Origin of the sequence: Luteibacter jiangsuensis, assembly GCF_030812295.1 — a bacterium.
In the GTDB taxonomy this organism is placed as follows: Bacteria; Pseudomonadota; Gammaproteobacteria; order Xanthomonadales; family Rhodanobacteraceae; genus Luteibacter; species Luteibacter jiangsuensis_A.
The window spans coordinates 1,005,929-1,012,500 of record NZ_JAUSSK010000002.1 but is presented as its reverse complement, the minus strand read 5'-3'; the positions used below and the strand labels follow the sequence as shown (position 1 = coordinate 1,012,500).

At 66.8% G+C, this 6,572-nt stretch carries 6 protein-coding genes; 2 read left to right on the top strand and 4 right to left on the bottom strand.

Annotated features, from left to right (window positions below):
* Positions 1-198 precede the first annotated feature (198 nt).
* On the bottom strand, positions 199-390 hold the full coding sequence (locus J2T07_RS09830; protein ID WP_036116149.1) for a rubredoxin: 192 nt from the start codon (positions 388-390) through the stop codon (positions 199-201).
* 96 nt (positions 391-486) lie between these two features.
* Here J2T07_RS09830 and thiE point away from each other — a divergent pair, with 96 nt between their 5' ends.
* Together thiE and hemL are read left to right on the top strand one after the other, a co-directional pair.
* On the top strand, positions 487-1,134 hold the full coding sequence (thiE, locus tag J2T07_RS09825) for a thiamine phosphate synthase (RefSeq protein ID WP_306849403.1): 648 nt from the start codon (positions 487-489) through the stop codon (positions 1,132-1,134).
* Positions 1,131-2,408, top strand: a complete 1,278-nt coding sequence (hemL, locus tag J2T07_RS09820) for a glutamate-1-semialdehyde 2,1-aminomutase (RefSeq protein WP_306849401.1) — start codon at positions 1,131-1,133, stop codon at positions 2,406-2,408. Before thiE ends, hemL begins: the two co-directional genes overlap by 4 nt.
* Before the next feature lie 178 nt (positions 2,409-2,586).
* On the opposite strand, the gene J2T07_RS09815 is transcribed toward hemL, so the two are convergent.
* The 3 genes from J2T07_RS09815 to J2T07_RS09805 form a co-directional block, all read right to left on the bottom strand.
* Entirely contained in the window at positions 2,587-3,834 is a 1,248-nt protein-coding gene (locus J2T07_RS09815) for an acetylornithine/succinylornithine family transaminase (protein ID WP_306849399.1), read from the bottom strand.
* A 374-nt stretch (positions 3,835-4,208) separates the two neighbouring features.
* Entirely contained in the window at positions 4,209-5,543 is a 1,335-nt protein-coding gene (locus J2T07_RS09810; protein ID WP_306849397.1) for a sigma-54 interaction domain-containing protein, read from the bottom strand.
* A gap of 209 nt (positions 5,544-5,752) precedes the next feature.
* Entirely contained in the window at positions 5,753-6,571 is an 819-nt protein-coding gene (locus J2T07_RS09805; protein ID WP_306849396.1) for an SDR family oxidoreductase, read from the bottom strand.
* Between the last annotated feature and the right edge of the window lies 1 nt (position 6,572).

Here is a 6,572-nt window from a genome sequence, read left to right as displayed (position 1 = left end):
AACGAGCGCCGCCGGATCGATGCCGGCAAGCTCGTCCCACTGGTCGTCGAAGGGAATGAATCGCTGCATGACCGCTTCCTCCACGAGTCGGCCACGTTGCGTGGCCTTGGGACTATGGAAGCAGGTTTTTCTGCGCTGACGCTGGCGAAATGGGGCGAAAAGATGTCAGCCCCATCCCCTGATGCTGTGCTGGCGACGTCAGTCCAGCTCGACCATCTCGAAGTCGTCCTTGGTCACGCCGCAATCCGGGCAGGTCCAGGTGTCGGGGATGTCTTCCCAACGCGTGCCCGGCTCGATGCCCTCGTCCGGCAGCCCCAGGGCTTCGTCGTAGATGAAGCCGCAAACGACGCACATCCATTTGCGAAGGGTGGTTTCGGTGCTCTGGCTCATGGCTTTACGTACTGTCGTGGAACGGGAAAGTCCCACATTCTGTCACCCCCGGCGCGGCGGCGATAGCGCGGCGCTGTCACATTCCGAAGGATCCCCATGACCTCCCTCCTCCGATCCCCACTCCGCGGCAAGGGCGTCTACGCCATCACCGACGGCCCCCGCGACGACCTCTTCGCCGCCGTGGAAGCGGCCCTCGCCGGTGGAGCGCGCCTATTGCAATACCGCGACAAGACGGCCGACGCCGAGCGGCGCCGTTCCGAAGCGGACGAGATTTCGCGTATCTGCGCGCGCTACGACATCCCCTTCATCGTGAACGATGACGTCGCACTCGCCAACGAGACCGGCGGCGGCGTCCACCTGGGACGTGAGGACGTCTCCATCGCCGAGGCCCGCGACGTGCTCGGTCCGGACGCGATCATCGGCGTTTCCTGCTATGGCTCCATCGAACGGGCCCGGCAACTGGCGGCCGAAGGAGCCGACTACCTCGCTTTTGGCGCGATGTACCCCTCCACGACCAAGCCCCACGCCCCGGTTGCACCACACGACGTATTGACGCAGGCACGCTCCCTGGGCCTTCCGGTCGTGGCGATCGGCGGAATCAACCTCGACAATGCGCAGGCCGTGATCGACGCGGGCGCCGACTACATCGCCGTGGTCTCCGCCATCTTCGCCGCGCCGGATATCCAGACGGCGACGCGCCGTTTCGCCGACCTTTTCGACCCACGCCCCGGAATCATTCGATGACCACCAACCACGAACTCTTCGATCGCGCCCGACAACTGCTGCCCGGCGGTGTCAATTCGCCCGTGCGCGCCTTCAAGTCGGTCGGCGGCGAACCGTTTTTCACCGCGCGCGCCGATGGCGCATATCTGTGGGACGTGGAAGGCAAGCGCTACATCGACTACGTGGGTTCGTGGGGACCGATGATCGTGGGCCACAACCATCCCGCGGTACGCGAAGCGGTCGAGCGCGCGGTGCGGGATGGCCTGTCCTTCGGCACGCCCTGCGCGGCGGAAGTGACCATGGCCGAGACGATCGTTTCGCTGGTTCCCTCGGTGGACATGGTCCGCATGGTGAACTCCGGCACCGAGGCGACGATGTCGGCGATCCGCCTGGCCCGTGGCGCCACCGGCCGCAACAAGATCGTGAAGTTCGAAGGCTGCTACCACGGCCACGGCGACAGCTTCCTGGTGAAGGCAGGATCGGGGGCCCTCACCTTCGGCGTGCCGACCTCGCCGGGCGTGCCCAAGGCCGCGGCCGACCTCACCCTCACGCTTCCATACAACGACATCGACGCGGCGCGGGAGTTGTTCGCAGAGCACGGCGGCGATATCGCCGGCCTGATCATCGAGCCGGTCGCCGGCAACATGAACTGTATCCCGCCGAAGGACGGCTATCTCGCCGCGCTGCGGGAACTGTGCACGCAGTACGGCGCCCTGCTGATCTTCGACGAGGTGATGACCGGCTTTCGTGTCGCCCTGGGCGGGGCGCAGGCCCACTATGGCATCACCCCGGACCTGACCTGCTTCGGCAAGATCATCGGTGGCGGCATGCCCGTCGGCGCCTATGGCGGCCGCCGCGACCTGATGCAGCAGGTCGCCCCCTCGGGCCCGATCTACCAGGCGGGCACCTTGTCGGGGAATCCGGTCGCCATGGCCGCCGGCCTGGCGATGCTTCAACTGATCCAGGCACCGGGCTTCCACGACGACCTCGCGGCACGCACCGTGCGACTCACCGACGGCATCCTGGATGCGGCGCGCAAGGCAGGCATTCCCTTCAGCGTGAATCGCGTCGGCGCGATGTTCGGCCTGTTCTTCACGAACGAGACGGTGGAAAGCTATACGCAGGCCACCGCGGCCGATGTGGCGGCTTTCAACCGCTTCTTCCATGGCATGCTCGATCGCGGCGTCTATCTGGCGCCGTCGGCCTTCGAGGCGGGATTCGTCTCGAGCGCGCACGGCGATGCGGAGATCGAGGCGACGATCGGCGCGGCTACGGCGGCGTTCGCCGCGCTGTAACGCAACCCAGCTTCACTGTGGGAGGCCGCTTCACTGTGGGAGGCCGCTTCACTGTGGGAGCCGCTTCAGCGGCGATGGGTGCTTGCGGCACCCTTGCCCGCTGCCGCGGGATCGCCGACAAGGTCGGCTCCCACACGTGCTTGCCTCAATCACACGTGCTTACCGCATGCGTGCTCTATCAGGCGACCTTCGCTTCCTGCGCGAACTCGGCCAGCGTGGCGTGCAGGCGTTCCAGGCCCTCGGCCACCTCTTCGTCCGTGATCGTCAGCGGGGGCACGATACGCAGCACGTCCGGCCCCGCCTGGAGGATCAGCAGGCCGTGGGCGGCGGCGATGTCCAGGATCTCGCCAGCGCGGCCCTTGTATGACGCGTCGAGGACGGCGCCCAGCATGAGGCCGCGGCCACGTATCTCCGAGAAGAGTTGGAACTCGTGGTTGAGCTTGTCGAGGCCCTTGCGGATGTCGTTGGACTGGCGCTCCACGTTGAGCAGCACCGCGGGCGAAGCGATCTTGGCCAGGGCCACGCGCGCCACCGCCGCGCCCATCGGGTTGCCGCCGAAAGTCGTGCCGTGGGCACCGAACTGCATGACCTCGGCCACCTTCGGTCCCGCCAGCATCGCACCGATGGGAAAGCCGCCGCCGAGCGCCTTGGCCAGCGTGACGATATCGGGCGTGACATGGTCGTGGCTATGCGCGAACAACGTGCCCGTGCGGCCCATGCCGCACTGGATCTCGTCGAGCACCATCAGTGCGCCGTGTTCGTCGCACAGCTCGCGCACCTTCTTCAGGAAGCCCGGCGCGGCCGGCATCACGCCGCCCTCGCCTTGCACCGGCTCGAGCATGACGGCCGCCACGCCCCCCTGGGCGAACGCTTCTTCCAGCGCCGCCGGATCGTTGAACGGAACGTAGCGGAAACCGCCGGGCAGCGGCTCGTAGCCTTCCTGGTATTTCGGCTGCGCGGTCGCCGTGACCGCGGCGAGGGTGCGCCCGTGGAAAGAGCCCTTGAAAGTGACGATCACCCGCTCTTCCGGGGTGCGTCCCTGCGAGGCCGCCCACTTGCGCACCAGCTTGATCGCGGCCTCGTTCGCCTCGGCGCCGGAATTGCACAGGAAAACGCGCTCGGCGAACGGCGCATGATCCACCAGTTCCTGCGCCAGGCGCAGCGGCGGCTCGGAATAGAAGACGTTGCTGGCGTGCCAGAGCTTGTGCGCCTGGGCGACCAGCGCCGCGACGAGATCGGGATCCTGGTGACCGAGCGAGTTCACCGCGATACCGGCCCCGAAATCCAGATAGTCACGACCTTGCGTATCCCATACCCGCGCGCCCTTGCCGTGGTCGAGCACGACATCGCGCGGACGGTAGACGGGCAGCCAGTAACGCTTGCCCAGGCCGAGAAGATCGGAGGGATCGACAGGATGCGACGACATTGGAACGGACTCCCGGCCCCGGCCGCAGCGCCGGGACCCATGCAGGGATGGATGCGCATGCACGCGCGTGAAAACCGAATCGTATAAGGCGATGGGCGCCCCGACAACGTGCGACGTGTGTCTCCCCTGCAACGGCGTGTTACACGTCGCTACACCGGCTGAACGGCCGGCATCCGGGTCGTCGCGGAAAATTCCTTGCGAATCAAAGCATCGGCACGGTGGCACGGCGCTTGCTCCCCTTCAGGGGCAAGGCCCTGTGAAGCCGCGTGGTTCGCTCGTCCGACGACCCTGCCAAGCCGGACGAACGGATGGGAACTCCCGGTCCTCCCGAGGACCGGGAGTTTTCTTTTCCGGGGCGGGTGGAACCGGTGCCGTCAACGCAACTGATCGAGGGCCAGCTGATGCTTCTTGCAAAGCCGATAGACGGTGACGCGGGAAACGCGCAGGCGGCGCGCGCATTCGCTGATGTTGAAGGCGCTCGCGCGCAGGCAATCCACGATCGCCTCGCGCTCGGCCGAGGTGCGCGCGCTACCCAGGCTGTCACGATCGCCAGCGGTCGCGTCCAGGCTCAGCTCCAGGTCCTCCGGCGTGATCAGTGCATCCTCGGCGATCACCGCCGCGCGCTGCACGCGGTTCATCAACTCGCGTACGTTGCCGGGCCACGCGAACGCGTTCATCGCCTTGCGCGCATTCGCACTGAACGCGCGGGCCCGCGTTCCGTAACTCTCGCGGAAGGTGTCGAGGAAATGCTGCGCCAACAATTCGATATCGCCCTGGCGCTCGCGAAGCGGCGGCATGCGCAGGCGCAGCACGTTGAGGCGATAGAACAGGTCCTCGCGGAATCGTCCCTGCGCCACTGCTTTTTCCAGGTCCACATGGGTCGCGGCGAGCACGCGCACGTCCACCTTGATCGACTGGCAGCTGCCGATCCGCTCGATCGTTCCCTCCTGCAACACGCGCAGCAGGTTCGTCTGCGCATCCAGCGGCAGGTCGCCGATCTCGTCGAGGAACACGATGCCGCCATCGGCGGATTCGAAATGGCCGATACGCCGCGCGGTGGCCCCCGTGAAAGCGCCGCGCTCGTGACCGAACAACTCGGACTGCACAAGGTTGGCCGGCAAGGCACCGCAGTTGATCGCCGCGAAAGGCCGGTCGCTGCGCGAGGAAATCTGGTGCAGCGCGCGCGCCGCCATCTCCTTGCCGGTACCGGTTTCCCCGGTGATCAGCAAAGGCAGTTCCACGGGCGCGAACTTGCGGATGTTCTGCGACAGCGCGCGGATGGCCGGGCTGGTGCCGGTCAGCATGCTGGGCTGGTCGTCGATGCGCGTCGGGCCATCGCCTGGAACACGGGCGAGCGCGCGGCGCAGCGCGCTGAACGAGGAGGGTCCATCGACGATCTCGAACGCGTGCGGCAACACATGACGAACGGAGGGGTCCCGCACGGGTGTCCTCACGCTGGTCAGGCCGATCCAGGTCATGTCCGGATGCGACTCGCGCAACCCGGCAAGGATACGTACGGCCGCCTGGGCGCTCGCGCGCAGATCCACCACCGCGATGGTGGCATCGCCGCATTCGGGCAATTCGGCATCCTGGCGTGCCGGATCGGCGACCACTGTCCGCCAACCAGCCCGGATCAGCCCGAAATGTTCTTCGACGCTCGGTCTACCCACCCAGACGACGCAACGTCCCGTCGATTCCCCGCGCGACATGCCTGCTCCTCACCATTTCGTGGCCTGCTGCCGGCTTCGCGGGCTCGTCTTCGGACCCGCCGCCGGCACCCCTGCAGGCCGGCAAGCCCCACTTCGTCGCCCGCATTCCCAGCAGGGACGACCGGCCCGACGTTATACCCGCTTGCCGAAAGCGGCCATACGCCAAACGAGCTAGCCTGACGAGCAGCACTCCATCGCTGTCGCGGTAGTCATAGAAACAGGTCGGGTAACAGCGTATTTCCCGGTGCGACGGCGTAACGGTCGAAGTCGCGCACGCCCTCTTCCCGCAAGACGTCTTCGTCGATGCAGAAGCGCCCGGTGAAATCGCGTGAGGGTTTCGTGAGGATCGCGTGCGCGGCGTCCGCCACGATGTCCGGCTTCCGACAGTGCTCGGCACGTACGCTGTCGCCCAGCATGGCGATGGCCGCGGTGGCGATCACCGTCCGCGGCCACAACGCGTTTACCGCGATGCCCATCGGAGCGAACTCCGGCGCCATGCCGAGCACGCAATGGCTCATGCCGAATTTCGCGATGGTGTACGCCACGTGCGGCGCGTACCACCTGGGGTCGATGCTCGGCGGCGGCGAAAGCATCAGCACATGCGGATTGGCCGATTCCTTGAGGAACGGCAGGCACGCCTGCGTCGCAAGGAAGGTGCCGCGCGTATTCACCTCGTGCATGAGGTCGAAACGTTTCATCGGCGTGTCCTCCACGCCGGCCAGCCAGATCGCGCTGGCATTGTTCACCAGGATGTCGATCCCGCCGAAGCGTTCCGCGGCGGTGGCGGCCGCCATGCGCACTTCGGCTTCCTCGCGGATGTCCACCTTCAGCGGCAGGGCCACGCCCCCGGCGGCCTCGATGGCCGCGGCGGCGGTATGGATGGTGCCCGGCAAGCGCGGGTTGGGCACGTTGCTCTTCGCCGCGATGACGATGTTGGCGCCGTCATGGGCCGCGCGCAGGGCGATCGCAAGCCCGATGCCGCGCGACGCGCCTGTGATGAACAAGGTCTTGCCGGCGAGCGTGGTCATG

What these genes read in the sequence shown, in the direction of transcription:
- J2T07_RS09830 (WP_036116149.1), bottom strand. Translation starts at nt 390, where the DNA reads ATGAGCCAGAGCACCGAAACCACCCTTCGCAAATGGATGTGCGTCGTT.
- thiE (WP_306849403.1), top strand. Translation starts at nt 487, where the DNA reads ATGACCTCCCTCCTCCGATCCCCACTCCGCGGCAAGGGCGTCTACGCC.
- hemL (WP_306849401.1), top strand. Translation starts at nt 1,131, where the DNA reads ATGACCACCAACCACGAACTCTTCGATCGCGCCCGACAACTGCTGCCC.
- J2T07_RS09815 (WP_306849399.1), bottom strand. Translation starts at nt 3,834, where the DNA reads ATGTCGTCGCATCCTGTCGATCCCTCCGATCTTCTCGGCCTGGGCAAG.
- J2T07_RS09810 (WP_306849397.1), bottom strand. Translation starts at nt 5,543, where the DNA reads ATGTCGCGCGGGGAATCGACGGGACGTTGCGTCGTCTGGGTGGGTAGA.
- J2T07_RS09805 (WP_306849396.1), bottom strand. Translation starts at nt 6,571, where the DNA reads ATGACCACGCTCGCCGGCAAGACCTTGTTCATCACAGGCGCGTCGCGC.